Below are 26578 nucleotides of genomic sequence, written 5' to 3'. Positions count from 1 at the left end.
GGGTCGTGGAGGCCGTGAGGGGCATCTCGATCTCGGCCTTGGTCATGCCGGCCATGGTCTTCTTGACGAACTCGAGGTTGTCCTCGATGGAGTCCAGCTTCTCGCGGACGACCTGCGGCATGTGCTTCCCGCGGATGCCGGCCTCGGCGATGTACTGGTCGGTGAACTCGGCGCGGACGCCGGGGACCTGGTCGAACACCTCGGCGACGAGGTTCTCGAGGTAGAGCACCTCGACGCCCTGGTCCCTCAGGATCTGGGCGAAGGTGTCGTGCTCCTGCTGCGCGACCTCCAGGAACGGGACGTCGTCGAACAGGAGCCGCTCGAGCTCGTCGGGCGGCAGGTTGAGGAGCTCGTCGCCGGGACGGTGCAGGCAGACCTTCCTGAGCTTGCCGATCTCGGAAGGCACGTGCAGACCTTTCGTCATGGCCTCCTACCTTTCTTTCGGGCCTTACTGGCCGAATGTATCAGCGCCCCTCCGTATGGAGCGCTGCTTGCTGACAGCTCTAGTTATATCCAATTTCCACCCGCAATTCCACCTCGCCCCCGAACGGTCAACAAAGTACGATGAACGGTATATCGCATATGATTTCCCATGATGCACTTCAGTTTCGTAAAGCAGATTTTCCTAGGTAAACGTTATTTTTCTAGGAAATCAAGATTGAACACTCAAAGTTATCCATGATTCAAAATTGCATAGCGAAAACGGTTTTCTGCATATAAATGACGCTTGTCCTCGATACGACCTAAATTCGATTATATTCAGCTTGCTATCATTCTTATTCATACATTCTCACCAGTTGAGTGAGGATATAGATCGCTTGTTCAAAGCACCGGACGTTAGTGCTTCGGATCGTCAGCGTAATAAGTAGGTAAAGATACCGTTCGCGCAATACGTCCGCGCCATAGGTCGACTAAATTGAGACAATAAGAAATAGTGTTAGGCTACCGTCCCCTGTAGGGACTGAACGGACAGATGCATATGCCGAGCAAAATCGAAAAGAAGCAGAACGCCGCCAAGCTGCGCAAGAAACCGCGCGATTTCTCGTATACGCAAAATCGAGAGCTTAGCTGGCTGCGCTTTGATAACCGCGTACTCGACGAAGCCTTCGATGAGTCTGTGCCACTGTTCGAGCGCCTTAAGTTCGTCTCGATCTTCGAGTCAAACCTCGACGAGTTTCTCATGGTGCGCGTGGGCGGCTTGTCCGATCTGGCAGAGCTCAAAAAACAGCCCGTCGACAACAAGAGCAATATGACCGCCTCCGAACAGGTCGATGCTGTCATGGCAGAGCTGCCCGGGCTCCTTACCCGCTGGGAGTCGATCTTTAAGAGCATCGAGGACAAGCTCGACACTCTGGGCGTTCACCGCGCCCGCATCGATTCGCTTACGCCCGAGGAACATACCTTTGTAACCCGCTACTTCCAGGCCTACGTATCACCGGTCATCTCGCCGCTGGTCATCGACCCGCGCCATCCCTTCCCCAACCTGCGCAACGGCGCGCTCTATCTGGCTTGTGGCCTGGACGGCATCACCGACGAGGAGAGCCTGCTGGGCCTTATCGAGATTCCCGCCTCGATGAACCGCGTGGTCGAAATCCCCTCGCCCACCGGCACCTACTCCTACATTCTGCTCGAGGACGTCATCCTCGCCTGCCTGGACAGCTGCTTCGGCTCCTATAAGCCGCTCGACCGCGCGCTCATCCGCGTCACCCGCAACGCCGACATCGATCCGGACGGCGAGGGCGTCGAGGAGGAAGAGGATTACCGCCAGCACATGAAGCGCATCCTTAAGAAGCGCCTGCGCCTGCAGCCGGTGGTGCTCGCCGTATCGGGCTCGCTCGAAAAGCCAACGCTCAAGACCATCCGCAAAGCGCTCGAGCTTTCGCGCCGCTCGGTTTTTACCTGCGATATCCCGCTCAACCTGGGCTATGTCTTTGGCATCGAGGGCAAAATACCCGAGCATCTACGCAACGAGTTGCTCTTTACGCCGTTTAGGCCGCAGCCCAACCCCACCATCGATATGACCCGCTCCATCCGCGACCAGGTGCTGCAGCACGACAAGCTGCTCTTTTACCCTTACGAGACCATGAACCCGTTCTTGGACCTGGTGCACGAAGCAGCCTACGACCCCGAGTGCATCTCGCTTCGCATCACGCTCTACCGCGTGGCCAAACAAAGCCGCCTGTGCGAGTCACTCATCGATGCTGCCGAAAACGGCAAAGAGGTTACCGTGCTCATGGAGCTCCGCGCCCGCTTTGACGAGCAAAACAACATCGAATGGGCCGAGCGGCTGGAAGAGGCCGGCTGCACCGTTATCTACGGCTCCGAGGGCTTTAAATGCCATTCCAAGATCTGCCAGCTCACCTATCGCGAGGGCATGGCGCTTACCCGTCTGACGCTTTTGGGTACCGGCAACTTTAACGAGAAGACGGCCAAGCTCTACAGCGACTTTATGCTCATGACCGCGCATCCCGGCATCGGTGAGGACGCTAACCTGTTCTTCCGCAACCTGTCGCTGGGCAACCTGCGCGGCGACTACCGCTTCCTGGGCGTGGCGCCCGTGGGCCTCAAGCCGCTCATCATGCGCGGCCTGGACCGCGAGATTCAGCGTGCCCTTGTCGGCGAGCCCGCCCGCGTGTTCTTTAAGCTCAACTCGCTTACCGACCGCGAGGTCATCGACAAGATCGCCGAGGCATCGTGTGCCGGTGTGCGCGTGGACATGATCATCCGCGGTATCTCGTGCCTCAAGCCCGGTGTTCCGGGCAAGACCGAGAACGTGCACGTGCGCTCCATCGTCGGACGCTTTTTGGAGCATGCGCGCGTCTATGCCTTTGGCGTGGACTCGGATATGATCTACCTGAGCTCGGCAGACATGATGACGCGCAACACCGAGCACCGCGTGGAGATCGCCTTCCCCGTGCTCGACCCCGCCTGCCGCGCCCAGGTGCACGAGTACATGGGCATGCAGCTGCGCGACAACGTGAAGGCACGCAGTCTGACGAGTGACGGCACCTGGATTCCCGTGGAGCGCAAAGAAGGCGAGAAGCCCTTCAACTCGCAGGAAGCTCTGCTGGAGCGTGCCTATCGCAACGCCGAGGCCGTCGCCAAGACAGAACCTACGCTCGCATCCAAGCCTGAGCTCGAACCGCAGCCGGCCGCACCCGAGGTCCAGAAGGTTCAGGCAACCGTCATAGAGCCAGAGTCCGAGCCTGCTCCTCGGCCCCAACCGCAGACGGCCAACCCCGCGTCCGAGAAGGGCGCCCGCCGCGAGAAGCCCGCTGGCAAGACCAAGACCATCGAGCGCCATCGCCCCGGTCGCGTGCGCATGGGACTGGGCCTGATCGGCCTAGGCCTTAAGACGCTTATTACCGGCAAGACGAAATAGACGTTTGTAGAAGCGCCCCGTATTTGAGGAATACCCCAAATACGGGGCGCTTTTCACTGCTACCATGGTTGCGAACAATACCGCGAATGACAGGCAGGAACATGAAGCTCACCATAGAATCGATGACCTACGGCGCCGACGGACTGGCGCACGCCGACAACGGCAAGGCCGTCTTTGTGCAGGGCGCCGTGGCAGGCGACACCGTCGAGGCCGAGATCGTGCAGGACGGCAAGTCGTTTATGCGCGCCCGCACGACCGAGATTCTGGAGCCGGGCCCCGATCGCATTCAGCCCCCCTGCCCCTTCGTGGGCGTCTGCGGCGGTTGTTCGTGGGGCAATCTCTCGCGCACCGCGCAGCTTGCCGCCAAAGAGCAAAACCTGCGCTCCACGCTCGAGCGCATTGGCAAGTTCGCCCCCGAGCAGGTCAACGATCTTGTCCAGCCCATCCGCCACACCAAGGACGACTGGGGCTACCGCAACAAGATTGAGCTGGAGCCCACCCTCGTTAACGGCCGCGTTCGCCTTGGCATGCACGGCGTCGATCCCAGCAAGATCGTCACCGTAGATTCGTGCCCGCTGTTCGATAAGCGTTTTCCCAAGGCGCTCAAATCGGTCGTCGGCGCGCTCAACTATCTGAGCGGCAGTCACGATCTGGGTCTGGAGCGCGTGGGTATTCGCGCTTCGCGTCGCACCAAGGCACTCGAGGTCGCGCTTTGGACGCCCACGGGCTCCTTCCCGCGCTCGCAGGTCTCGCGCGTGTTGGCAGACGCCGCTCGCCCCACGAGCGTAGTGCGCGTCATGAGCAAGGGAGATAAGAAGGCCCGCCGCGTCTCCAAGGTGGAGATGCTCGCCGGCGAGGGCTCTTGGACCGAGAACATCGCCGACGGCCAGATGCGCCTTTCGGCCCCATCGTTTTTCCAGGTCAACACCAAGGGCGCCGAGATTTTGATCGAGCTTGTCATGGAGGCGCTCGACCCGCAAGAAGACGAGCTTGCCATGGACCTGTACTGCGGCGCCGGCACCTTTACCCTGCCGCTCGCCCGCCGCTGTGATTTTGTTGCCGCCGTCGAGGCCTACGGCCCGGCCGTGCGCGACCTGCGCCGCAACCTCGAGATCAACAAGCTCGATAACGTCGATGTCATCGGCGGCGATGCCGTGCGCGAGTTCCCCGACCAGGATGCCGATGTCCTGGTGGTCGACCCGCCGCGTGCAGGTCTGGCACCCGAGGCAATCGACCTCATCGCCAGCACGAGCGCCCGCGACGTGGCCTACGTGAGCTGTGATCCGGCGACTTTGGCACGCGATCTTAAGTGCTTTGTCGAGGAAGGCACCTTCTCCCCCGTCAAGATCACGCCGGTCGACCTGTTCCCGCAAACCTTCCACTGCGAAACCGTCGTCCATCTCAAGCGCAACTAGACTGTTTGCCCAAGACCACACCCGATGATTTTTCTGGGACGGGGATAAAAATAAATTTGTTCCGAATGATTATTTAATCCCCGTCCCCTTTTAAACATTGGGAAATCGAGCGTGGCAAGCATAGGTCTTCGGGGTATAAGACGGCTAATTGTATCCGCCTTACGAAAGGAACTCTCATGCCCAGCGTTGCCGTTCTCGCCGCCGATGGTTTTGAAACTATTGAATGCCTGACCATGGTCGATGTCATGCGTCGCGGCGGCGTGCGCGCCACGCTCGTCTCGATCATGCCCACACGCGAGGTCGTGAGCTCGCTGCAGATTCCCGTGACCTGCGATGCGCTCTTTGATGAGATCAACTTTGAGGAGTACGACTGCATCGTGCTGCCCGGCGGCCTGCCCGGAGCCACCAACTTGCGCGCCGACCAGCGTGTCTGCGATGTAGTCTGCGAGTTCGCCGCAACCAAGCACGTTGCCGCCATCTGCGCCGCCCCGTTTATCCTGGGCGAGCTTGGTCTGCTCGAGGGACGCCGAGCCACGTGCTTCCCCGGCTTTGAGAAGAGCTTCCCCGAGGGTGCTTATACCGGTGAGAAGGTCACGCAAGACGGCAACATCATCACTGCCAGCGGCATGGCACAGTCACTTCCCTTTGCCTTGGAGCTGCTGCGCACACTCGCCGGCGACAAGGCCGTCGAGAAGGTTGCCGAGGGCATCCAGCTATGATTTTGGCTTCGCAATCGCCGCGCCGCATAGAGCTGATGCGCGAGGCGGGCTATGACGTTCGCGTAATTCCCGCAGATATCGACGAAACACCTTTTGATGGCGAAGCTCCGCTTACGCTTGTCGAACGTTTGGCACGCGCCAAAGCCGCTGCCGTTGCCTCAGAGCACGCCGAACCCAACGAACTGACTGTCGCAGCCGATACCATTGTCACCTTTGACGGGCAAATTTTGGGCAAGCCGGCAGACGAAGACGAGGCACGCACCATGCTCCGCGAGCTTTCGGGCCGCACACACCAGGTGGCAACCGGCGTCTGCATCGTTAAAGCCGGCGACGCTGCAGCTCCGCATGCCGCCGAAAGTCTGTCGTTTGTCGATGTGACCGACGTGACGTTCTATGAGCTTACCGAGGAGCAGATCGGGCACTATGTTGCCTCCGGCGAACCCATGGACAAGGCCGGAGCCTACGGTATCCAGGGCACAGGCGGCCGCATGCTCGTGCATGACATTTCGGGCGACTTCTACAACGTGGTGGGCTTACCCATCGCTCGCGTCACACGCGCGATTCAAAAACTCTCGTAATTGCATCTGGCGCTGGGTATCCCCCGGCGCCTACAATTTTGCCGTACCGTACGGATCCCGACCGAGCATAAGGCCCGGCGGAAAACCGATAGGAGAAAACATGGACACACTGTTCGAAGCCATTGACGTTTGCGATGTCGATGGCTTTTGCTTTGGCAACTATACAGACGAAGAGGCCGGCACCGGCTGCACCGTAATCGTGGCGCCCGAGGGTGCCACCGGCGGCGTTGACGTACGTGGTGGCGCTCCCGCTTCGCGCGAGACCGATCTGCTGCGTCCCGAGAACACCGTCGATAAGGTCCACGCCGTCTGCCTTTCGGGCGGCTCGGCCTTTGGTCTCGAAGCGGCAAGCGGCGTGGCCCGCGAACTCGAGAGCCGCGGCATCGGCCTGCCCGTCGGCCCCACGCAGGTGCCCATCGTGTGTTCCAGCTGCATCTTCGACCTCGCCTTTGGCGATCCCACCGTGCGTCCCGACATTGAGGCCGGTATCGCCGCCGTGCGCGAGGCGCTCGACCATACCCCCACCACACTCGAGCAGGGTAATGTAGGTGCCGGCACCGGCGCCACCGTAGGCAAGCTCATGGGGCCCGCCACCTGCATGAAGGCTGGCCTTGGAGCTGCTGCCGTGGCACTCGGCACCGTCAAGGTGGGCGCCGTGGTCTCGGTCAACGCCTGTGGCAACGTGGTCGACCCGACCACCGGCGAGTGGGTGGCCGGCATGCGCGCCGCAGCCGATAGCGACCAGATCGTCGACATGGAGCACGCCGCCCTTGCCGCCGCCGGCTCTATGAAAATGCCACTCGACCGCACCAACACCACCATCAGCTGCATCGTCACCAACGTGGAGCTCACTAAGGCCCAGGCCACCAAGGTCTCCCAGATGGCCGCAGACGCCTATGCACACGCCATCCGCCCCACACACACCACCAACGACGGTGACACCATCTACACCCTTGCCAGCGGCAAGCTGGGCAGCCAGGCAAGCGCCGCCGTTCCCCTAGACCTGCTGGGCATGCTCGCCGTAAGGGCCCTGGAAACCGCCATCGTAAACGGAGCCAAAACCGCCAAAACATCCCACGGCATCCCCGGCATCGCGAAGTAATCCACTCGACCGTCGGTCGGAGGCGGGCGGGCGTTACGTTTGCTGCTCTACAGTCCTATGCAAGACGAAGGCCACATTAAGTGGCCTTCTTTGCATGCGGAACTCGCGACAAACGTAACGCCCGCCCGCCTCCGACCGACTACCAACTAAGACCTTTTCAGCCCAGGCCCCTGTGTACCGCGCGTCGAAGATCTTCAAATTCAGCTTGCTGACATAAAGCGGGACATAGCAGAGGGCCCCTGGTCCTTAACTTGATACGAGTTCCGCACGCAAAGGAGGCGCCAGTGGCGCCTCCGTCTTGCGCAGGACTGTTCGAAGTAGCAAGTTAAGGACCAGGGGTCCCCGTTACCCGAGCGTTTATGCACTAGTTGAATTTGAAGATCTTTGAGGCAAGACGGTATAGGCCGAGTGTGGTTTTGTCTCCAGCCCGCCCGTGCAGGTTGGTAAAGAAGCCGACCACACCGTAGCGTGCACGACGATACATACGCTCGTCGTAGGCCTTCAAATCACTCCACAATGTCGTCAAGCGCTCGTCGGCGCAATCCTCATCGGAAAGCTTGGTTAGCACCGAACAAATTGCCATCATCATGGTGAAATAGCCCATCATGTACGCGCGCAGACGCGACGACTCGACATCGCTGTACAAATGGAACGCCTCCATCATAATGCGCGTCACGCGAAACTGCTGGTCCAGACGTTTGACCATCGTGGCCTCGTTGACGCTCTGGCCCTCGCGACCGATAAAGTAACGATAGAGGTCGATGTCGGCGTAGTACATGGTCTTACAGCGCGGCAGCGGCACATAGGCGTAGATATTGTCGACATAGAACGTGTGCGACGGCATAGGCAGATTGGACGCGCGCAGCACATCCGTGCGATAACACAGGCTGTGCATGAGCAAATTCTGGTCCGGGCGGAAATGGCCAATCTGGTCCCAGGTAAAGATCTTTTTGCGCGGCAGGGCAAACTTGTAACCAATAGCGGTATGCGTACCCTCGTAAACCTTCTCGTACACATAGTTCGAGATAAACAGATCGACGCGCTGGTCGCGCTCCTCAAAGCCACGCAGAATCGAAAGCATGGTCGAAAGCGCCGCACCGTCGAGCCAGTCATCCGAGTCGACGACCTTGTAGTAGGTGCCCTGCGCCTCGCGCAGGCCCGAGAGGACGGCCATGCCGTGACCGCCGTTCTCCTGATGCACCGCGCGGATGATACCGGGGTAACGCGCCTCCCACTCATCGGCCTTAGCTGCCGTCTCGTCCTTGGAACCGTCATCGACGATGATGATCTCGATATCGGTGGCGTAATTGCTCCCCTCCAGAATGGAGGTGATGCAATGGTCCATGTCCTTGGCGGCGTTATACGAGGGAATACCGAATGATATGACTTTATGCATGGCAGGCGATAATCTCATCCGAAAGATCGAGGGCAGAGTTGGTCACGGCATCCATATCGTAGTAACGATACTCGGCCAGGCGACCCACCGGGTGGAAGTTCGTCAGGTTCTGGACGCGCTCAAGATAGCGCTCATAGAGCTCGCGGTTCTCGGGCTCCAGAATGGCGTAATAGGGCGTCTCGCCCGAGCCGGGCGTATAGGCCTTGGAATACTCCTTCATGATGGTGGTCTTGCCGGGCAGGACCTGACCAGTCATGTTCTTGAACTCGGTGATACGCGTGTAATCCTCGCTCGTGGTGTAATTGACGGTGCCCACGGGCTGGAACTGGTCCATATCGAGCGTCTCGAACTTCATGTCGAGCGTACGGTACGGCAGAGCGCCCAAGTCGAGGTTGAACAGCTCGTCGAGCGGACCGGTGTAGACGATCTCGCCGCCATAGACCTTGCCGTCGATCTTGACGGTGGTCTCGTCAATCTCAAAGAGGTCGCGGGCATCCACGTCGCAGAACACATCAATCAGATCGTGGTCGAGCATATGCTCGAACAACGCGGTATAGCCGTCCTGCGGCATGCCCTGGAAGGGAGCCTGCGGGAAATAGCGGTCATCGTCGCCCACAAAGACGGGAACGCGGCCGGTGATCGAGGGATCGATCTGATCGGGCGTCTGGCCCCACTGCTTCATGGTGTAATGCAAAAAGACGTTCTCGTAGACGTAATCGGCGACCTCGGCAAGATCCGGGTCGTTCTTCTTGCGCAGCTCCATGATGGGCACCTTGACGTCCTTGCCAAAGGTCTCCACGAGCTTCTGATACAGCTCCTCGCCGCGCTCATCGCCAAAGGCGAGCTTGAGGCTCGCGTGGTTAAAGGGCACGGGCATAAGGGTGCCGTTGATGTTGGCGAGCACCTTGTGCTGGTAGTCCGTCCACTTGGTAAAGCGCGACAGAAAATTGTGGACGCGCTCGTTAAAGGTATGGTAAATGTGCGGACCATACTCGTGGACCAGGATCCCGGCCTCATCAAAGCAGTCGTAAGCATTGCCCGCAATGTGGCCACGGCGCTCCAAAACGGCAACGCGATAGCCGATGGTCTCGGCAAGACGGCGGGCACAAACGGCACCGGCATACCCGGCACCGACGACAATCATGTCGTATGCGCCGGCGTTAAAGCCTTCAGGCAGGCCTGAGGTAATCTGCATCGATACTCCTTGTCAAAAGCCACGGGCTCGTTAGCTGGGCTTTTCTCGAACATTCTTCGAGACATATTTATCAGAGCGATTATAGCGCTAATGCGTCCTATAATGAGCTTGCCACACAAGGAAAGCTCAAGCACCCCGGCGTACATATTTGAAAGGTAAACCCGCTAGCAGCGGGTTTATTCGTGGACAGCCGGGTGCCTGGAGCTTAGCGAAACGCTTGTAAGGAGTAACATGAGCGATTTCCTAAACCGTATGAAGTCTGCCGCCAAGGCCGACCTTAAGACGATCGTCCTGCCCGAGGGCGAAGATCCGCGCACCATCATCGCAGCTACCAAGATCATCGAGGAGGGCTTGGCAAAGATCGTCATCTTGGGCAACCCCGACGAGATCGACGTTCCCGGCGCTACCGTCATCGACCCGCGCAATGCCGAGAAGCACGAGGAGTACGCGCAGAAGTTTGCCGAGCTCCGCGCCAAGAAGGGCGTTACCATCGAGCAGGCTCGCGCCCAGTTGATGGACGCCACCTACTTTGGCACCATGATGGTCAAGATGGGCGATGCCGATGGCCTGGTCTCCGGCGCCTGCCACTCCACCGCCGACACCCTGCGTCCCGCGCTGCAGATCCTCAAGACCGCCCCGGGCACCAAGCTGGTCTCGGCCTTCTTTGTGATGTGCACCGACACCCCGCAGTTCGGCACCGACGGCACGCTGATCTTCGCCGACTGCGGCCTCAACATCAACCCGTCCTCCGATGAGCTCTCCGAGATCGCCATCGCCTCCGCTCACTCTTGGTCCACCTTCATGGGCAACGTTGAGCCGCACGTGGCCATGCTCTCCTACTCCACCATGGGTTCCGCCGGCGGCGAGGTCGCCAAGAAGGTCCAGGAGGCTGTGAAGTTCTGCAAGGAGAAGGCTCCCGAGCTCGCCATCGATGGCGACCTGCAGCTCGACGCCGCCATCGTCCCCACCGTCGCCCAGCTCAAGGCTCCCGGCTCCTCCGTTGCCGGCAAGGCCAACGTGCTCGTGTTCCCCGACCTCGAGGCCGGCAACATCGGCTATAAGCTGGTCCAGCGCTTCGCCGGCGCCGACGCCTACGGCCCCATCCTGCAGGGCATCGCCAAGCCGGTTAACGACCTTTCGCGCGGCTGCTCTGCCGACGACATCGTGGGTGTCGTAGCCATCACCGCCGTCCAGGCTCAGATGGCTGAGTAGCGGACGCACTCGCCCGAAGGCCGTACGGGCTAACCCCTGAAAACGTCCTCGACCAATGAAACGCCCCCGTTCTGCTCCTCCGGAGCTACGAACGGGGGCGTTTCTGGTCTGCGGATTGTTTTCAGGGGTTAGCCCGTACGGCCTTCTACCGCCACGTAGCATTCAGGGAATCTGGGGCGGACGGCGGCTTGGCTACGAGTTGGGGCTGGGAATCTGAATGATTGGATGCCGTTGCTGGGGGTCAAACGATGCGGATATGGTCACTTTGGATTTGAAAGGCTTATAGGGCCTCGGCGGCCATTCTGCCGGAAAGTGTGTCCCGGTTTGAAGGTGGATTGTGGGATGTAACTTCCACTTGGGGGCTGTTTGGGAAACTGCGGGACGGAATTTTGCTTTGTTGTGGGTTGTATTTTCCGCAACCTGCCCCAAACGGAAAGTGTGTCCCAAAATCCGCGTTCAAAATGGGATGGGGTTTCCGCCGTCCGCCCTCCAGAAAAAGGCCTCCGGAGCTGTTGCTTCGGAGGCCTTTCGTTTACATGCAATCGGCACGCTAGTTGTTCGCGGTCAGACGCTCGACGTCGTGGGCGATCATGTATTCCTCGTCGGTGGGGATGACCATGACCGTGACGGCGGAACCGGCGGCGCTGATGACCTGCGGGCCGTTGCCCACGGCCTCGCGGTTCTTATTGTTGTCGATGCGCACGCCCAGCCACTCAAAGCAGTCGCAGAAGGCCTTGCGGATCGACCAGTCGTTCTCGCCGATGCCGGCGGTAAAGGTGATGGTGTCCACGCCCGCCATGGATGCGATCATGGAACCGGCCTGCTGCATGGCCTTGTAGGCAAACATGTCGAAGGCGAGCAGGCAGCGCTCATCGCCCTCGGAGGCGCGTGTACGGATGTCGCGGGCGTCGTTGGAGATACCCGAGATGGCAAGCAGACCAGACTGCTTGTTCATCATGTCATCGACTTCCTGGTAGCTGTAGCCGCCCTCACGCTGCAGGTAGCACACGGTAGCAGGGTCGATGGAACCACAACGGGTGCCCATCATCAGGCCATCGAGCGGCGTGAGGCCCATCGTGGTGTCGCGGCACACGCCGTCCTCGATGGCGGCGAGCGAAGCACCGTTGCCCAGATGGCACGAAAGCAGACGGTGGCAGCGCGAGCCCAAGATCTCCTTGGCCATCATCCACTCGTAGCGGTGGCTCGTACCGTGTGCACCGTACTTGCGCACGTGGTACTTGTCGCACACGTCCTTGGGCAGCGCGTAGGTGTAGGCGACCTCGGGCATAGTCATGTGGAACGAGGTGTCGAAGACGGCCACGTTGGGCAGCTCCGGATACTTCTCGCGGCAATATTCGATTGCCGCGGCCTCGCCGTAATTGTGCAGCGGGGCGAGCGGTGCCACCTCAAGAATCTTGGCCATGACCTCGTCGTCGACGACTGCGGAATCATCGAAGTGCCAGCCGCCCTGAACGATACGATGCCCAATGCCATCAATCGTAAAGTCGGTCTTCTCAAGCTCCTCGAGCACACGAGCGATAGCAGAGCGATGATCGGGGAAAGGGACCTCCTCGGTCTGCTTGGCGCCACCGCTCTCGGAGTGGCCAAAGATGCCCATGTCCGATCCGATACGCTCGCAGTTGCCCTTGGCGAAAACCTCGCGGGTATCGGTATCCAAAAGCTGATATTTAAGGCTTGAGCTGCCGGCGTTGACAACAAGTACGTTCATGAGACTCCTTTGCAGTGCAATACGGTCGACGCAGACCCCTTAAGGCGACCGAATGTTAATAAGAAGTTATCATATCTTGATAAATAGCTATCAGCATATCGCCCAACGAGCGCAAAAGAGGGGCCGAACGGCGCTCGGTCGCCCAGCCCCTCCCCTCTTGCAATTACTTGCCGTTGACGATGCGCTCGACGTCGGAAGCGATCATGAACTCCTCGTCCGTGGGGATGACGAAGATCTTGACCTTGGAATCCTTGGCGGACAGGCACCAGGCGCCGTCACCACGCAGGGCGTTGCGGGCATGATCCATCTTAACGCCCATAAAGGCCAGACGGTCGGCGACGCCGGCACGAACGGCCGGAGCGTGCTCACCGATGCCAGCGGTAAAGACGAGCGTGTCCATGCCGCACATGGAAGTAGCCATCTCGGCAGCCTTGGCGGCAATCTTGTAGACAAACATGTCGAAGGCGAGCTGGGCCTCGGGGTCGCCGGCAGCGGCGAGCTCCTCAACGTTGCGGCAGTCGTTGGTCTTGCCGCCGGTCACAGCCAAAAGGCCGGACTTCTTGTTCATCATCTCGTCGACCTCGTCGAAGGTGTAGCCACCCTCGCGCTGCAGGTAGCACACGGTAGCCGGATCGATGGAGCCGCAGCGGGTGCCCATCATGACACCGTCGAGCGGCGTCAAGCCCATGGTGGTGTCCATGCACTTACCGTCCTCGATGGCGCACAGGGAAGCGCCGGAACCGATGTGGCACACGACGACCTTGCGAGCCTCGCCGTTGGTCATCTCGGCAACCTTCTTGGAGATGTAGCGGTAGCTGGTGCCGTGGGCGCCGTACTTACGGATGTGCAGCTTGTCGCAGACGTCCTTGGGCAGGGCGTAGGTCTTGGCGACCTCGGGCATGTTGAAGTGGAAAGCAGTGTCGTAGACCGTGACGTTGGGCAGGTCGGGATACTGCTCGAGGCAGTACTCGATAACGTTGGCCTCGGGGTTGTTGTGCAGCGGGGCGAGCGGAGCGACCTCGCGGATCTTGGCGAGGACGTCCTCGTCGACGAGGGAGGAATCGCCGAAGTACCAACCGCCCTGAACGATACGGTGGCCGATGCCCTCGATCTTGACGCCGTTGGCCTCGAGGTCCTTCAGGACGACCTCGATGGCGACCTTGTGGTCGGGGAACTCGATGTTCTCGGTCACCTTCTTGGAACCGTTGGCAGCGTGGGTGAAGGTACCGCCGGTAAAGCAGACGCGCTCGCAGGAGCCCTTTGCGGACACCTTGTGGGACTTGGTATCGATGACCTGATACTTAAGGGTCGAAGATCCCGCGTTGACGACCAGAACGTTCATGTGTCTCCCTACTAACAGGCGGTGTGGCGCCGCCAGGTTACATACGCTTCAATAATAAACCCAAACGTCCTCGCGCTCGGGTTTATTGCGTTGATATATAAGTTATCGGTGCCTAAGCTTTCGCCTCATCCCACGGAAGAAGCGTCCTCAGATGAGGTTCTCGCCCAGGTTTTTGCCGCCGAGGACGTGCATGTGGAAGTGCATGACGGTCTGGCCGGCATTGACGCCCTTGTTGGAGATGACGCGGAAGCCGTCCTCCAGGCCCTTGGCCTTAGCGACCTCCTGGATGGCGTGGGCCATGGCGCCCATGGTCTCGGCCGGTACGTTGTCTGCGATATCGCTGTAGTGCTTCTTGGGGATCACGAGCGTGTGGACCGGCGCCTGGGGGTTGAGGTCGTCGAAGGCGATGACCTGATCGTCCTCATAGACAACGGTTGAGGGGATCTCGTGGTTGGCAATTTTGCAGAAGATGCAATCACACATGGTTGGTTCCTTTCTCACAGACCAAGGTAGTCTTTTTGGGACGGGGCTTTTTGACTACTTTTTCGCAAGCGCAGGCACCTGGCGAGCCGTCGCGCAAGGGTAGTCAAAAAAGCCCCGTCCCAAAAAGACTACCCCAAAGTAGGCTGCGAGGTGGTTAGAACGAAAGGTTGTCGTCGGTGTTGGCGGCTTCGCCGTCGGCGAGCACGTCGTTGCCGTCGACGTCCTTCAGGAGCACCGAGACCTTCTGCTCGGCATCGGACAGGCGGGTGCGTAGGCTCTTGAGGAGCTCGACGCCGCGGGTATAGCTCTCGAGCGACTCCTCGAGCTCCATGTCGCCCGACTCCAGGCTGCGGATGATGAGCTCCAGCTCCTGCGAGGCCTGCTTGTACGTAAGCTGCTCGACCGGGGTCTTCTCTGCCATATCTGTTTCCTTTCCTAAGGGTCTATCACTGTGAAACGCGGTCTACTCGACCGCGTTGACGGTTGCTGCCACGTTGCCGTCCGCCATGCGCACGCGAATAGCGTCGCCCGGCTTAAAGGTCTTGGCGCTCGTAGCCACACCGTCCTCGCTGTACGCGATGGAGTAACCGCGGGCAAGCACCTTGAGCGGCGACAAGGCATCGAGCGACGCAGCAGCTCGGCCCAGGTCGGACGCGGGCTTGCTGAGCATCGTGCGCCCCTGATGCTCCAGACGGGAGCTCGCAAGCGTGAGCGCATGGCGTTTGCCATCGAGCCCCGAGGTGCTTGCGATCAAGCGCTCGGGCAGGCGCTCAAAGTCGGAGCGGAAGGCCCCAACCGAACGCGTTATGGCGCCGGACAGGCGATCGGCCGTCAGGGCAAGCTCAGACTCGCGACGCTCGACCATAAACGTTGGATCGTTGAGGCACGGGCGGCACGCGGCCGCATCGAGCGCGTCGCCCAGACGAGCTGTATAGGTGTCCCAGGCACGACGACCGCGCTGGTCGAGCATTTCCAGATCGACCTGATCCGACCCGATCATCGAAGCCATCGCGGCGCCCAGACGCTGATGGCGCGTCTCAAGCACGTCGGCCAACTCCGTCATAGCCGGTGCCACCGATTCTGCAGCCGCCGTTGGCGTGGAGGCGCGGCGGTCGCTCACCATGTCGCAAATCGAGGTATCGGGCTCATGCCCAATGCCGGTCACCACGGGCACAGGACAAGCCGCCACCGCGCGGGCAAGCTCCTCGTCGTTAAAGGTCATGAGGTCCTCGAAGGAACCGCCGCCACGCACCAGCAAAATGCAATCGGGCGCCGGCGTAATGGAAGCGGCGCGACGCAAACCCTCAATGAGCTCTGCCGGCGCACCCTCGCCTTGAACCTTGGCACCCACGCAAACGAGCTCGACGAGTGGGTTGCGACGACGCAATGTGCGCTTGACGTCATCGATTACGGCACCCGAAAGCGAGGTGACGACCGCCACACGCGAGCAGAACACCGGGATGCGGCGCTTGCGCGCTTCGTCCATCAGGCCCTCGCGGCTCAGCTTTTCGGCCAGTTGCGCCACTTGTTGACGCAGCAGACCCTCCCCCGCCAGCAAAAACGAGCGGGCGACAAAACTCATGCGGCCCGTGGGCTTATAGAGATTGAAGCTACCCTTAAAGCTCACCTGCATGCCGTCGCGCAGATCGAACGTGCGCTTGAGATAGGCACCCTTCCAAATGATGCAGTCAACGGCGGCCGAATCGTCCTTAATCTGGAAGTAGCAGTGGCCGCTTCGGGCATTGGGGCCACGGAAGCCCGTGACCTCACCCAAGACACTCAGCTGCGGAATAGCATCGAGTGCACCGGCGGCGATCTCCACCGCCTGGCTCACGCTGAGTTCCTTGCGCTCCTGATCGTCCGAGCCGTCAAACTCGGCGGAAACAGCATTGCCGGTTAGATTCCAGCCTGCCACGCAGCCTCCTTTCGTTATCGTGCACAAAGGCTCCAGCCCTGCGCAAATTCAAGTCCAACACATAGTACAGCGCCGCGGGGACACAAATCCCCGCGGCGCCTGTCAAGCCAATTTGTTATCGGTTGGAGTTTCTGTTGTAGCGAGCCATCAGGTAGAGCAGCTGAATGATCGAGGTGAGCGCTGCGGCAACATAGGTAAGCGCGGCTGCCGTCAGGACCTTCTTGGCACCGTTGACCTGCTTGGAGCTCATCCCCGACTGCTCGATGTACGCCACGGCGCGGCGGCTGGCATCAATCTCGACCGGCAGCGTAACCAGCTGGAACAACACACTAAACGAGAAGAAGATCAGCGCGAGGGTCGTGAGTCCCGCGATGTTCATAAACAGGCCCATGAGTAGCACGATGGTCCAGGTGTTCTGGGTAAAGTTGACGACCGGGACCAGGGCAGTGCGCACCTTCATCATGGCATAGCCGCTTTGGCGCTGGGCGGCGTGGCCCGCCTCGTGGCAGGCGACGGCAACGCTTGCGACCGATCCGCCCGAACGGTTGGCATCCGAGAGATACAGGTTGTTATCCTGCGGGTTGTAATGGTCGGTGAGCTCACCGGCGACGCCCTTGATACCCACGGCATTGCAACCGCTGGCGTCGAGCATGCGGCGCGCGACCGCAGCGCCCGTGTCGCCGTCCGAGCGAACCTTGGACCAGGTTTTATACGTCGAGTTGATATAGCTCTGCGCGGCAAGACCGAGCACCGTACAAACAAGGACGACCAGCAGGTACAGCGGGTCGATGCCAAAGCCATAACCATAGTAATAGGGCATGCGAATTCCTCCGAATCGAGTTACACGTTGGAGGCATTCTACCCATTCGACTGACCAGCAAATCAACATCGATGTTTTGGCAATGTCAGCGAAAACGGCCGAGAGCGAGCAAGGTGACGTGAAAGAGAAGCGACGCGTACTTTGGTACGCGAGCGACGATTGAACGTCAGATTGCCGCTCTCGGCCGTTTGCAGCGTCGAGCTGTTACGCGGTTTGGTAAAACCGCGTAACCATATACCTACAGGAGCTCGATTTTGCCGTCCTTCACCGTCAACCCCATGTTGCCCGAGAGCAGATCGTCCAGGCGCGAGCCCACAAGCTCAAAGCGCCAACCTTCGCGCAAAGGGCTCTGCTCGGGATGCTCAATATAGTCGGCCAGGTCATCGCGCGAGGCAATGACCGAGGTCGCCACGCCCGAACGCTCGGCAACCAGGCGAATGAGCGCGTACATGAGATCCGTCACGCTCTCCAGCTCCGGAGAGATCTGGCGATGTCCGCGCACCATGAGCGGCAGGCGATCGTGCGGGCAGCTCGCGCCGCGCTTAATGGCCATGAGCGCGCCATCCACATCGCGCTCCCCCAGTTGATCGGTGCCGCGGATGCTGCGGAACTCCTCAACGCGCACAGGATTGCGCTTGACGAGCGCCAGCAGCGTATCGTCGGACATGACCCACTTGCGCGGGATGTTGCGGCGCTCGGCGCGGTCCTCGCGCCAGGCGGCAAGCTCGCGCGCAATGCCCAGCTGATGGCGGCTACACGAGTTGATGCGCTTGACCTTGCGGAATGCCTCATGGCGGTCGGCGCGGTAGTGCGACTCGTCGGCCAGCGGGCGCAACTCGTCGAGCACCCAGTCCACGCGGCCAAGCTCGCGCAAACGGCTCATCATCTCGGTATAGGCGACGATCAGATACTTGACGTCATCGATCGCGTACTCAATCTGCTTATCGCTCAGCGGGCGGCGCGACCAATCGGTCAGCGACTCGGTCTTGGGCAGCGATACGCCGCAGAACGTCTGAACGAGCGCGCCGTAGGAAATCTGCTGGCGCTCGCCCAAAAAGGCGGCGGCGACCTGCGTGTCAAAAATCGGACGCGGCAGCGCACCCACAGTATGGAGCATGACCTCCATATCCTGCGAGCAGGCGTGGAAGACCTTGACCACGCTCTCGTCGGCCATAAGCTCGGCCAGCGGCGACAGGTCGTCGATCACCAAAGGATCGACCGCGACGCTCTCGGCAGGGGTGGCAATCTGAACCAGGCACAGGCGCGGATGAAACGTGCGCTCGCGCAAAAACTCGGTATCGACGGCAATCGCGTCGAACTCACGAGCGCGCTGACAAAAGTCGAGTAGAGCCTGATGTGTGGAAATGTACATATCAACCCATCGAATAAGGTTAGGCCCGAAAAACACGGGTAGGATATCGGCATTGCCCTACAACTATACTCGGTTAGTCACAGAACGGGAACGTAAGTATGCGCTGCCTTATCATCCACAACCCGGCATCGGGTCCCAGCTCCGATGAAATCTACGCATTCACGCACGCTCTTGCACAGGGCGGCGACGAGGTCGTAATGCGCTTTATCGGCGATGGCATGGAGCCCGAGGACGCGGTAGCAGACGTTCGTGAGTTCGACCGCGTAGTCGTTTCGGGCGGCGACGGCACCGTCTCCAACGTGCTCGACCAGATGCGCGGGTGCGGTGTCCCTACGCTCATCTTCCCCTCCGGCACAGCCTGCCTGTTCTTTAACAACATCGGTAATGCCCCCGAGGCGGCGGCGCTTGCCAAGGCTTGCCGCGCCGGCCGCACGGTCAAGGTGGACATGGGTGAGCTCTTTTGGATCGACGAGAACGGTAACGAGAAGCGCCACGGCTTTATCATCATCGCCGGCTCGGGCTTCGACGCCGAGATCATGATGAAGGCCGCCCCCACCAAAAACGACATTGGCGAGATCGCCTACTTCCTCTCCGCGCTCGCCACGCCCAACCCCACGGTGGCGCACTTTACCATTGAACACGACGGCATGGTCGAGGAGCTCGACGGCATCTGCTGCATGGCGGGCAATACCTCAGTCATCCAAAACGACATCAACCTGTTCCCCAACTGCCGCATGAACGACGGCATGGTCGACATCGTCGTTATTGAACCCGTGCGCACGGTGCAGCTGCTCCCCACGGTGATCACCGCCGCGCTCGACCCCGCCGGCAAGGTGCTCGGCCGCCCGCAGTTTAAGATTATCCAGACCAAGGAAGCCAAGATTACCTGCACGCCGTCGCTGGGCATGCAGTTCGATGGCGAGATCATCTCCAGCAACTCCGGTGTCTTTGGCGCCCGCGCGCTTCCGCAATGCCTCGACCTCATCGTCGACGAATTCTCTCCACTCGGAAAATAGGAGAACCCCGTGAACGACAACCCTATCATTGGCTTTATCGTCATCGTTCTGGCCATGCTCGTGGGCTACGCGATTAACGTAATCCACCGCCGGAAGAAGTAATTCCACATTGGTATGATATTCATCCAATCATCGTCTCCCCCGTTGTTTATGCATTTGCCAAACAGTGGGGGATTGTCTTCGCGCCCTGTGCAAGGCGCTTTATTCAGGTACAGTAATTACAGGGTGCCTTTATTTAAGTAAAGCTACATAATGAATACGATTTACCGCTCATCGCATATTTCACCACGCTTATCGAATAAGTTTATTTCACACATGATTAATATTTCCATTTCGTTATGCTATGGAAGATGTTTTTATTGACTGAAGCCCTCTGGCGACAGAGGGCTTTCGCACGCTGGGAGGGAAAATGAGGAAAGCTCACCCCGTCAACGCGCTCAAGAAGCTAGGCATAGGCCTCGCCTTTGGAGCTGCAACCATCATGTCCATGCCGACATCTGCGCTCGCCTGCACGCAGATGTACATGGGCAAAAACCTTACGGCCGACGGCAACACATATTATGGTCGCGCCGAGGACTTTGCCCCGCGTTACCTCAAGCACTTTGGCATTGAGCCGTCGCATGCCCCCGGGTATACCTACGGCTCAGACGAGTCCGACTTCTCATACAGGTCGACCAAGACTACATATCGTTATAGCTACGTGCGCGATCATCCTTCGCAGTGGCACGGGCGCTATGATGCCTACTCTGAGGCAGGCATCAACGAGAAGGGCGTGTCCTGCTCCGCAACGCTGACCACCAACATGAACGATAAAGCCGCCAAGGCAGACCCCCTGACCGACACTGGCATTGGCGAGTATAGCTACGGCAGCGTTATCTTAGGCGAAAGTGCCAAAGCACGTGAGGGTGTCGAGCTCCTCGGCAAGATCATCGACGAGCAGGGCGCCAACGGCAACGATCAGATTATCATCGCCGACAGCAACGAGACTTGGCTGTTTGCCGCACTTTCCGGGCATCAGTGGATTGCCATGAAGCTCGCTGATGACGTCGCGTCGCTCAACCCTAATATCGGGAGCCTCAACTACGATGTCGACCTTAATGACGCCGAGAACTGCCTCCACTCCGAGGGCATCCAGACCATGCCCGAGAAAAATGGCTTCGCCGAGTACACCGACGGCAAGTTTGACGTTGCCAAGACCTATGGCGAAAGCCTCGCCGATTCCGGCATTCATCAGTGGACTCGCTATGTCCAGGGCCGAGACTACTTCATGAACCCGCTAATCAAGGACAAGGACTACACCATCGTTAAAGACAAGAACGGTACCGGCGCATCCGTCAGCGAGATCCAGCCCTTGTTCTTCAAACCTGGCAAGTCTGGCTGGAGCACCTTTGAGCTGATTCGTGCCTTTGGCAACCGCGGCGAAAATGTCCCCGGCCTCAACGCCACCACCGACGGTGTCTACGCCATCGGCAGCGAAAACAACAGTGAGACCAATCTCTTCCAGATTCGTCGTGGCCTCGATCCCGAGATCGCAACCATCCAGTGGGAGATGCTCTCTCGTGCCGCCTACTCCGTCGCTATTCCTCTGTACTCTGCACTGCTCACCGAGGTCAGCCCCTACTTCAGCAATCAGGATGTCTCCTACGATCACTGCGAAGAGACGGACATCGTGAACAACGAGGAGCCCGAGAACTCCATCAACTACGTCCTCATGGACATCAGCTCGCTCTGCTTTGAGAACCCTGACACTCTTGGCACCGGCGTCCGCGCCTACCTCGACGCACTCCAGAACGAGCTCATCGAGCAGAACAAGGAAGTCGACGCCGCCATGCTGGCCGAGACTACCCATGAGGGCCGCACCGCCCTGGCAAACAAGGCCGGCAACGCTGCCGCCGAGAACACCTACGTCAAGTGCAAGGCCCTGCTCCAGGAGATGCGCGCTTATCTGAAGGCTAGCGACTTTAGCAAGCCCTTTACCCCGAGCGACCTGAACACCGAGACCCGTGGCCTTAAGCAGTCCATCACCTACGCCAAGGATGCCCTCGCCACCGAGGCCCCCGAGAAGCCCGAGCAGCCCGGCACCCCCGAGCAGCCCGAGCAGCCTTCTACCCCCGAGCAGCCTTCTACCCCCGAGGAGCCGACCAAGCCGAGCACCTCTACCACGGTGACCACCAACAAGAAGAACACCAAGGGCAACCTGCCCACCACCGGTGACCGTTTTGATGGCCGCGTGGTTGCCGCGTTCGCCGCTGCTGGCGTCGTCGTCATCTCCGCTGGCGGCTATGCCCTCTATCGCCGCAACAAGGAGTAACACTCCTCGCAGGAAGTAACACTTCCCAGGGCGCGGGCGGGACAGCACAAGCTGCCCCGCCCGCTCTTCTTAACAGGAGGAAACGCCGCGAAATTCTTTTCAAAAAAGATTCCCCCGCACACACTTCGCTGTGCTATAGTGCAGCGCAACAGCAACTGGGCGCGACCGCGCCATGGCATCACGAAAGGAGCCACCAACATGAAGAACACGATGACGTCTCTCAACAACTGGTGGTGGCGTGATGCGAATACGATCGGTCGACGGTGAGTCCCTCATGCCTGTTTTTGCGCTCTAGGTGATTGGAAGGCCTCCGGTTTCGACCGGGGGCCTTTTTCTATCTCGAGCCCGATCGCATTCGCATCACGCGCCTCCGCTTTTCTCTTATACTCCCCTTTCTGAAAGGACCTTCACCATGTCTCAGAACACCACCGCCGGCGCCCAGCCCCGCACCGTCCAGACCGCCGACCGCGGCAAACTCGATGTTCGCGCCCTTGTCCTGCTCGCCATCCTGCTTGCCGCCGGCTTCATCCTCAACTTTACCGTCGGCAAGGCAATCTCGGGTATCTCGGGCGGCATGATTAGCCCCGAGTTCATCATCTCGGCCTTCTGCCTCACCATCCTGGTCGTTCGTCCTAACATTGGTCAGGCACTCGTCATCGGTCTCATCTCGGCGGCCGTAATCCAGATCACCACTACCTCGCCGTTTGTCGATTTTGCCGCCGAGGGCATCGCCGCCATGCTTATGGCCGTCATTGTCAACACTGCCGCCAAGGATGGCCAAGTTAAGCCTGCCGTCGCCATCGTCGCTACGTTCGTGACCACCTTTGTCTCGGGCGTCATCTTCATGGTCATCAAGATGGCCATGCTCGGCGTAGTGGGCGAACTCGCCGCAGCTATGCTGCCCGTCGTCGCCATGACCGCTGTGTTCAACGCCATTCTGGTCGGCGCGCTCTATCTGCCCATCCAGAAGGCCCTTAGGCTTAACTAACCCGCTCGGCTTTACGAGCCACCCCATATTGGCGTTCATTCGTCGCTCGCGTACCCAAGTACGCTTCGCTCCTCTTTCGCGCCAACCTGGGGCACCTCGTAAAGCCGTCTACGTGCTTCACCAGCAAAGACTGTCCCAAACAACGAGCTATTGGGGACGTCCTTAAACGACTAGTCATGTAAGAACATCCCCAATGACTATGAAAGGTATCCATGGAAACGATCATCAACGTCGACGATGTCTCGTTCGCCTATGGCACGCAGGCCGAGCAGGCGCTTAGCCACGTTTCGCTCAGCGTGAACAAGGGAGATTTCATCGGCATCATCGGGCCTTCGGGTGCCGGCAAATCAACACTTACCGCCTGCCTGTCGGGCGCCGTGCCCCACCACTACAGCGGAACCTTCTTTGGCTCCGTGTTCGTTGACGGGCACGACACCTGCGAGGTCTCGCTCACCGACATATCGCAGATCGTCGGCAGCGTGCTGCAAGACATCGACACGCAGATGGTCGCCTCGGTCGTTGAGGACGAGATGCTTTTTGGCCTGGAGAACTTTGGCGTTCCGCATGACCAGATCGAGCAGCGCGTGAGCGAGACGCTTAAGGCCGTCGGCATTAGCGACCTGCGCGACCGCGAGATAGCCACCCTCTCGGGCGGCCAAAAGCAAAAGGTGGCCATCGCTGCCATCCTCGCCATGCGCCCGCGCGTGCTGGTGCTCGATGAGCCAACCGCGGCACTCGATCCCGTCAGCTCCACACTGGTTTTCGAAACGCTGCGCGAGGCAAACCGTAACCTCGGCATCACCATCGTCGTCGTTGAGCAAAAGGTCGCCCTGCTTTCGGAGTATTGCAACCGCGTGCTCGTGCTCAATCACGGCCAGATCGCGCTGCAAGGCGAGCCACATGAGGTCTTTGCGCACACCGACAAGCTCCGCGCCATCGGTGTCGATTGCCCGCGCGTCACGCGCATTTTCAACAGCCTCGAGGCCGATGGCCTGGCCAGTGGCACTCCCTGTTTAGATGTTGATGAGGCCGAGCGCCTGATTACGGGCATCGTCGACCCCGCTCATGCAAGCAGCGACATTCAGGCGCCCGCAGGCTCCCCGCACGCACCGTCGCTGCGCCCGCATGCGAGAGACGCCGAGCCGGTGCTCACGTTTGACCACGTTGAGTTTTCCTACCCCCATGGTGGCGCCGCCGTCCACGACCTCAACCTGACGCTCTATCCCGGCGAGCTCGTGGGCATTGTCGGCCAAAACGGAGCCGGCAAGACCACGCTCACCAAGCTGCTCACGGGTCTGCTTAGGCCTGCATCGGGCAGCGTGCGCGTTACGGGCTTGGACACGGTATCGGTTCCCACGAGCCGCATCGCACGCGAAGTCGCAACCCTATTCCAAAACCCCGACCGCCAGATTTGCAAGGACACCGTGCTCGACGAGGTCGCCTTTGGCCTGGAGCTTGCCGGCATCGACCGAGCCGAGGCCCTACGTCGCGCCCAGCTCGTCATCGACCGCTTTGGTCTGCCCGCCGACGAGGCGCCCTTCTCCCTTTCGCGCGGCCAACGCCAAATGGTGGCGCTCGCCTCCGTCGTGGTGGTCGAGCCCAAGATCGTGGTGCTCGACGAGCCCACGAGTGGCCTGGACTACCGCGAGTGCATGACCGTGATGGAAACGGTGCGCACCATGGCCGAGCGCGGCTGCGCTGTAATCATGGTCTGCCACGACATGGAAGTCGTCTCCGACTTTGCCGAGCGCATCGTGGTGATGGCCGACGGCCGCATCCTCGATCACGGCCGCACGCACGAGCTGTTCTCGAACATCGAGCTCATGCAGCGTGCCTATGTTGAACCGCCCCAGGTTATTGAACTCTCACGCCGTCTGGCATCTTCCGTCTCGCCCGCCTTTGCACAGGTGAGCGAGGTCACCGATATCGTTCGCATTACCGAGGAGATGGTCCGCCGTGGTTAATGTCATCGACTATATGCCGGGCGACACGCTGCTGCATCGTCTGAATCCCGTCATCAAACTGGGCCTCGCCGCTGGCATCATCATTGGCATCTTTTTGTCCGACACCTACGTGGCGCTGTTGGGATTTCTGGCGCTTACGCTCGCGCTGGGAGCCTACGCCGGCGTCGTCGACCGCCTGTTCTCGCTGCTCAAGCTGCTGATTCCGCTCGCACTCATCATGTTAGCGCTGCAGCTGGCCTTTATGCGCGATGGCAACGTGGTGTGGGGCTTCGTCACCGACGAAGGCCTCATCACCGGCTCGAAGGCCTGTCTGCGCCTGTTGGGCGTAGCGCTGCCACTCATCCTGATGCTCATGGTGACCAAGCTCAACGACCTTGCCAATGCCTGCGTGGAGGTGCTGCACGTGCCGTATCGCTACGCCTTTACCTTTACCACGGCGCTGCGCTTTGTGCCGGTGTTTGGCCAAGAGATGAATGCCATCATGGAGGCACAGACCGCACGCGGCGTCGAGTACGATACCAAGAATCCCATCAAGAAACTCAAGCTCATGCTGCCGCTGTGCGTGCCGCTATTGATCTCAAGCGTGGGCAAGACCGATGCCACCGCGCTTGCCGCCGAGCAGCGCGGCTTCTATCTGCGCACGCGTGCGAGCTCGTACAAGCGCTACCCCATCAAAGGCTTGGACATTGCCGTACTTATCGTCAGCATCGCCCTTATCGCCATCGGTTTCCTGTTCTAGCAATCGCTGGCAGCAACCGACAAATGCAAAAGGCCTCGGCTCGCACAAACGAGCCGAGGCCTTTACTGTTTTCCCAGATAAAACCTACCAAAATAAACCTGTCCCTTTTTGGCAGGTCGAGGGCTACAGGCGGTAGGGGGCGCCGCTTCGGATGATGGACTCGCGTACCAAAACGTCCATGGCGTCGAGGGTGATCTCGGGCATCTCGCGATACTTTTGCAGCACCGAAAGCTCCGTGCAGGCCAGAATGACGCGGTCGCAGCCGCTGCGGGCAAACTCCCACATCACACGATCAAACTTATCCATATCGGGCTCGCGTCCCGCCTTCACGTCGTCGTAAATAAGCGACATCACATCGGCCTGGCGCTTCTCGCTGGGATAGACGACTTCGACGCCCGCCGCCTCGCACTCGCGACCGTAGACGCCGGCACCCACGGTGCCATCGGTACCCATGATGCCGATCTTGCGCACCGGCTCGGCCGGCATGCTCAAGTTGGGGTCGAACTCACACTCCCCCATCACCACGCCGGCAAGCGCATAGCGCACCGACTCGCGCGGCATATGGATGATGGGGACCGAGGTAAACGACTGAATCTGATCGTAGAAGTAGTGCGACGTGTTGCAGGGAATGGCAATGTGCGCGCAGCCCAGCGTCTCGAGCGCCTGCGCACATTCCTTCATGGTCGCCAGCAACTCGGTGTGGTCGCCGGTCTTAATGGCCAGCGTGCGGTCGGGCATGGTCGACTTAGAGAGCACCACCATGTCGATATGTTCCTGATCGCGGGCGGCCGCCGTGTGACGCACCACCTGGTCGTAGTAATACGACGTGGCCTCGGCGCCCATACCGCCGATAACTCCCAGCTTTTCCATCGCCGCCTCCTTGGTGACGCTCGCACCATT

Annotated in this window: 22 protein-coding genes; 11 read left to right on the top strand and 11 right to left on the bottom strand. The window is 59.9% G+C overall.

Translation table 11 applies throughout. The annotated features are described in order from the left end of the window. Positions 1 to 424: arginine deiminase family protein (locus ACTQXO_RS06175; protein WP_441038704.1), on the bottom strand; the 424-nt coding region annotated here is incomplete at its 3' end. A gap of 549 nt (positions 425 to 973) precedes the next feature. Between ACTQXO_RS06175 and ppk1 the strand changes: the two genes are divergently transcribed. From ppk1 to ACTQXO_RS06150, 5 genes are all read left to right on the top strand, one after another. After that, positions 974 to 3382: a polyphosphate kinase 1 gene (gene ppk1, locus ACTQXO_RS06170; protein ID WP_441031539.1), complete on the top strand. Its 2409-nt coding sequence runs from the start codon at positions 974 to 976 to the stop codon at positions 3380 to 3382. Between the two features lie 86 nt (positions 3383 to 3468). Then, entirely contained in the window at positions 3469 to 4797 is a 1329-nt protein-coding gene (rlmD, locus tag ACTQXO_RS06165) for a 23S rRNA (uracil(1939)-C(5))-methyltransferase RlmD (RefSeq protein WP_441031541.1), read from the top strand. Positions 4798 to 4973: 176 nt separating this feature from the next. Continuing rightward, a complete protein-coding gene (locus tag ACTQXO_RS06160) occupies positions 4974 to 5516 on the top strand; it encodes a DJ-1 family glyoxalase III (RefSeq protein ID WP_427718432.1) in 543 nt (180 codons plus the stop codon). Next, positions 5513 to 6094: a Maf family protein gene (locus tag ACTQXO_RS06155; protein ID WP_441031544.1), complete on the top strand. Its 582-nt coding sequence runs from the start codon at positions 5513 to 5515 to the stop codon at positions 6092 to 6094. The genes ACTQXO_RS06160 and ACTQXO_RS06155 overlap by 4 nt, the downstream gene beginning before the upstream one ends. 100 nt (positions 6095 to 6194) lie before the next feature. Continuing rightward, the gene (locus ACTQXO_RS06150; RefSeq protein WP_441031546.1) at positions 6195 to 7196 is read left to right on the top strand and encodes a P1 family peptidase; all 1002 of its coding nucleotides are present in this window, start codon (positions 6195 to 6197) and stop codon (positions 7194 to 7196) included. Positions 7197 to 7560: 364 nt separating this feature from the next. Here ACTQXO_RS06150 and ACTQXO_RS06145 read toward each other — a convergent pair whose 3' ends face one another. Beyond that, positions 7561 to 8592 (bottom strand): glycosyltransferase family 2 protein, encoded by a 1032-nt coding sequence (locus ACTQXO_RS06145; protein WP_441031548.1) that lies wholly within the window; start codon positions 8590 to 8592, stop codon positions 7561 to 7563. Then, positions 8585 to 9787 carry a UDP-galactopyranose mutase gene (gene glf / locus ACTQXO_RS06140; protein ID WP_427729079.1) on the bottom strand — a complete coding sequence of 401 codons (1203 nt, stop codon included), beginning with the start codon at positions 9785 to 9787 and terminating at the stop codon, positions 8585 to 8587. Before glf ends, ACTQXO_RS06145 begins: the two co-directional genes overlap by 8 nt. 231 nt (positions 9788 to 10018) lie before the next feature. Here glf and pta point away from each other — a divergent pair, with 231 nt between their 5' ends. Further along, positions 10019 to 10999, top strand: a complete 981-nt coding sequence (gene pta / locus ACTQXO_RS06135) for a phosphate acetyltransferase (protein WP_441031550.1) — start codon at positions 10019 to 10021, stop codon at positions 10997 to 10999. A gap of 550 nt (positions 11000 to 11549) precedes the next feature. On the opposite strand, the gene ACTQXO_RS06130 is transcribed toward pta, so the two are convergent. The 7 genes from ACTQXO_RS06130 to rnd form a co-directional block, all read right to left on the bottom strand. Further along, positions 11550 to 12728 (bottom strand): acetate/propionate family kinase, encoded by a 1179-nt coding sequence (locus tag ACTQXO_RS06130; RefSeq protein ID WP_441031553.1) that lies wholly within the window; start codon positions 12726 to 12728, stop codon positions 11550 to 11552. A 163-nt stretch (positions 12729 to 12891) separates the two neighbouring features. After that, positions 12892 to 14070, bottom strand: coding sequence for an acetate/propionate family kinase (locus ACTQXO_RS06125; protein WP_006234305.1), 1179 nt, complete (start codon positions 14068 to 14070; stop codon positions 12892 to 12894). Between the two features lie 147 nt (positions 14071 to 14217). Beyond that, positions 14218 to 14553: a histidine triad nucleotide-binding protein gene (locus ACTQXO_RS06120; protein ID WP_035137921.1), complete on the bottom strand. Its 336-nt coding sequence runs from the start codon at positions 14551 to 14553 to the stop codon at positions 14218 to 14220. A 154-nt stretch (positions 14554 to 14707) separates the two neighbouring features. Next, entirely contained in the window at positions 14708 to 14974 is a 267-nt protein-coding gene (gene xseB, locus ACTQXO_RS06115) for an exodeoxyribonuclease VII small subunit (protein WP_006234311.1), read from the bottom strand. A 42-nt stretch (positions 14975 to 15016) separates the two neighbouring features. Continuing rightward, positions 15017 to 16468, bottom strand: coding sequence for an exodeoxyribonuclease VII large subunit (gene xseA, locus ACTQXO_RS06110; RefSeq protein WP_441545560.1), 1452 nt, complete (start codon positions 16466 to 16468; stop codon positions 15017 to 15019). Positions 16469 to 16583: 115 nt separating this feature from the next. Then, positions 16584 to 17288 carry a zinc metallopeptidase gene (locus ACTQXO_RS06105; RefSeq protein WP_427727878.1) on the bottom strand — a complete coding sequence of 235 codons (705 nt, stop codon included), beginning with the start codon at positions 17286 to 17288 and terminating at the stop codon, positions 16584 to 16586. Positions 17289 to 17526: 238 nt separating this feature from the next. After that, positions 17527 to 18660: a ribonuclease D gene (rnd, locus tag ACTQXO_RS06100; protein WP_154517283.1), complete on the bottom strand. Its 1134-nt coding sequence runs from the start codon at positions 18658 to 18660 to the stop codon at positions 17527 to 17529. A 98-nt stretch (positions 18661 to 18758) separates the two neighbouring features. Here rnd and ACTQXO_RS06095 point away from each other — a divergent pair, with 98 nt between their 5' ends. From ACTQXO_RS06095 to ACTQXO_RS06075, 5 genes are all read left to right on the top strand, one after another. Next, a complete protein-coding gene (locus ACTQXO_RS06095; RefSeq protein ID WP_427727874.1) occupies positions 18759 to 19676 on the top strand; it encodes a diacylglycerol/lipid kinase family protein in 918 nt (305 codons plus the stop codon). A 409-nt stretch (positions 19677 to 20085) separates the two neighbouring features. After that, entirely contained in the window at positions 20086 to 21987 is a 1902-nt protein-coding gene (locus ACTQXO_RS06090; protein WP_441545559.1) for a C69 family dipeptidase, read from the top strand. Positions 21988 to 22399: 412 nt separating this feature from the next. Next, the gene (locus ACTQXO_RS06085; RefSeq protein WP_441545558.1) at positions 22400 to 22975 is read left to right on the top strand and encodes a hypothetical protein; all 576 of its coding nucleotides are present in this window, start codon (positions 22400 to 22402) and stop codon (positions 22973 to 22975) included. A gap of 212 nt (positions 22976 to 23187) precedes the next feature. Continuing rightward, a complete protein-coding gene (locus tag ACTQXO_RS06080) occupies positions 23188 to 24939 on the top strand; it encodes an ABC transporter ATP-binding protein (RefSeq protein ID WP_427795822.1) in 1752 nt (583 codons plus the stop codon). Then, positions 24932 to 25678, top strand: a complete 747-nt coding sequence (locus tag ACTQXO_RS06075) for an energy-coupling factor transporter transmembrane component T family protein (RefSeq protein ID WP_441545557.1) — start codon at positions 24932 to 24934, stop codon at positions 25676 to 25678. Before ACTQXO_RS06080 ends, ACTQXO_RS06075 begins: the two co-directional genes overlap by 8 nt. Before the next feature lie 123 nt (positions 25679 to 25801). Here ACTQXO_RS06075 and ACTQXO_RS06070 read toward each other — a convergent pair whose 3' ends face one another. Beyond that, a complete protein-coding gene (locus ACTQXO_RS06070) occupies positions 25802 to 26548 on the bottom strand; it encodes an aspartate/glutamate racemase family protein (RefSeq protein ID WP_229770678.1) in 747 nt (248 codons plus the stop codon). Positions 26549 to 26578: the final 30 nt, after the last annotated feature.

The sequence above is a fragment of the Collinsella sp. LCP19S3_D5 genome (assembly GCF_052121415.1).
GTDB lineage: Bacteria > Actinomycetota > Coriobacteriia > Coriobacteriales > Coriobacteriaceae > Collinsella.
This window is presented reverse-complemented; position numbering and strand designations above follow the sequence as displayed.

Bases quoted from the DNA above. Each gene is read 5' to 3' on its own strand.
- ppk1 (WP_441031539.1), top strand. From the start codon at position 974: ATGCATATGCCGAGCAAAATCGAAAAGAAGCAGAACGCCGCCAAGCTG.
- rlmD (WP_441031541.1), top strand. From the start codon at position 3,469: ATGACAGGCAGGAACATGAAGCTCACCATAGAATCGATGACCTACGGC.
- ACTQXO_RS06160 (WP_427718432.1), top strand. From the start codon at position 4,974: ATGCCCAGCGTTGCCGTTCTCGCCGCCGATGGTTTTGAAACTATTGAA.
- ACTQXO_RS06155 (WP_441031544.1), top strand. From the start codon at position 5,513: ATGATTTTGGCTTCGCAATCGCCGCGCCGCATAGAGCTGATGCGCGAG.
- ACTQXO_RS06150 (WP_441031546.1), top strand. From the start codon at position 6,195: ATGGACACACTGTTCGAAGCCATTGACGTTTGCGATGTCGATGGCTTT.
- ACTQXO_RS06145 (WP_441031548.1), bottom strand. From the start codon at position 8,592: ATGCATAAAGTCATATCATTCGGTATTCCCTCGTATAACGCCGCCAAG.
- glf (WP_427729079.1), bottom strand. From the start codon at position 9,787: ATGCAGATTACCTCAGGCCTGCCTGAAGGCTTTAACGCCGGCGCATAC.
- pta (WP_441031550.1), top strand. From the start codon at position 10,019: ATGAGCGATTTCCTAAACCGTATGAAGTCTGCCGCCAAGGCCGACCTT.
- ACTQXO_RS06130 (WP_441031553.1), bottom strand. From the start codon at position 12,728: ATGAACGTACTTGTTGTCAACGCCGGCAGCTCAAGCCTTAAATATCAG.
- ACTQXO_RS06125 (WP_006234305.1), bottom strand. From the start codon at position 14,070: ATGAACGTTCTGGTCGTCAACGCGGGATCTTCGACCCTTAAGTATCAG.
- ACTQXO_RS06120 (WP_035137921.1), bottom strand. From the start codon at position 14,553: ATGTGTGATTGCATCTTCTGCAAAATTGCCAACCACGAGATCCCCTCA.
- xseB (WP_006234311.1), bottom strand. From the start codon at position 14,974: ATGGCAGAGAAGACCCCGGTCGAGCAGCTTACGTACAAGCAGGCCTCG.
- ACTQXO_RS06105 (WP_427727878.1), bottom strand. From the start codon at position 17,288: ATGCCCTATTACTATGGTTATGGCTTTGGCATCGACCCGCTGTACCTG.
- rnd (WP_154517283.1), bottom strand. From the start codon at position 18,660: ATGTACATTTCCACACATCAGGCTCTACTCGACTTTTGTCAGCGCGCT.
- ACTQXO_RS06095 (WP_427727874.1), top strand. From the start codon at position 18,759: ATGCGCTGCCTTATCATCCACAACCCGGCATCGGGTCCCAGCTCCGAT.
- ACTQXO_RS06090 (WP_441545559.1), top strand. From the start codon at position 20,086: ATGAGGAAAGCTCACCCCGTCAACGCGCTCAAGAAGCTAGGCATAGGC.
- ACTQXO_RS06085 (WP_441545558.1), top strand. From the start codon at position 22,400: ATGTCTCAGAACACCACCGCCGGCGCCCAGCCCCGCACCGTCCAGACC.
- ACTQXO_RS06080 (WP_427795822.1), top strand. From the start codon at position 23,188: ATGGAAACGATCATCAACGTCGACGATGTCTCGTTCGCCTATGGCACG.
- ACTQXO_RS06070 (WP_229770678.1), bottom strand. From the start codon at position 26,548: ATGGAAAAGCTGGGAGTTATCGGCGGTATGGGCGCCGAGGCCACGTCG.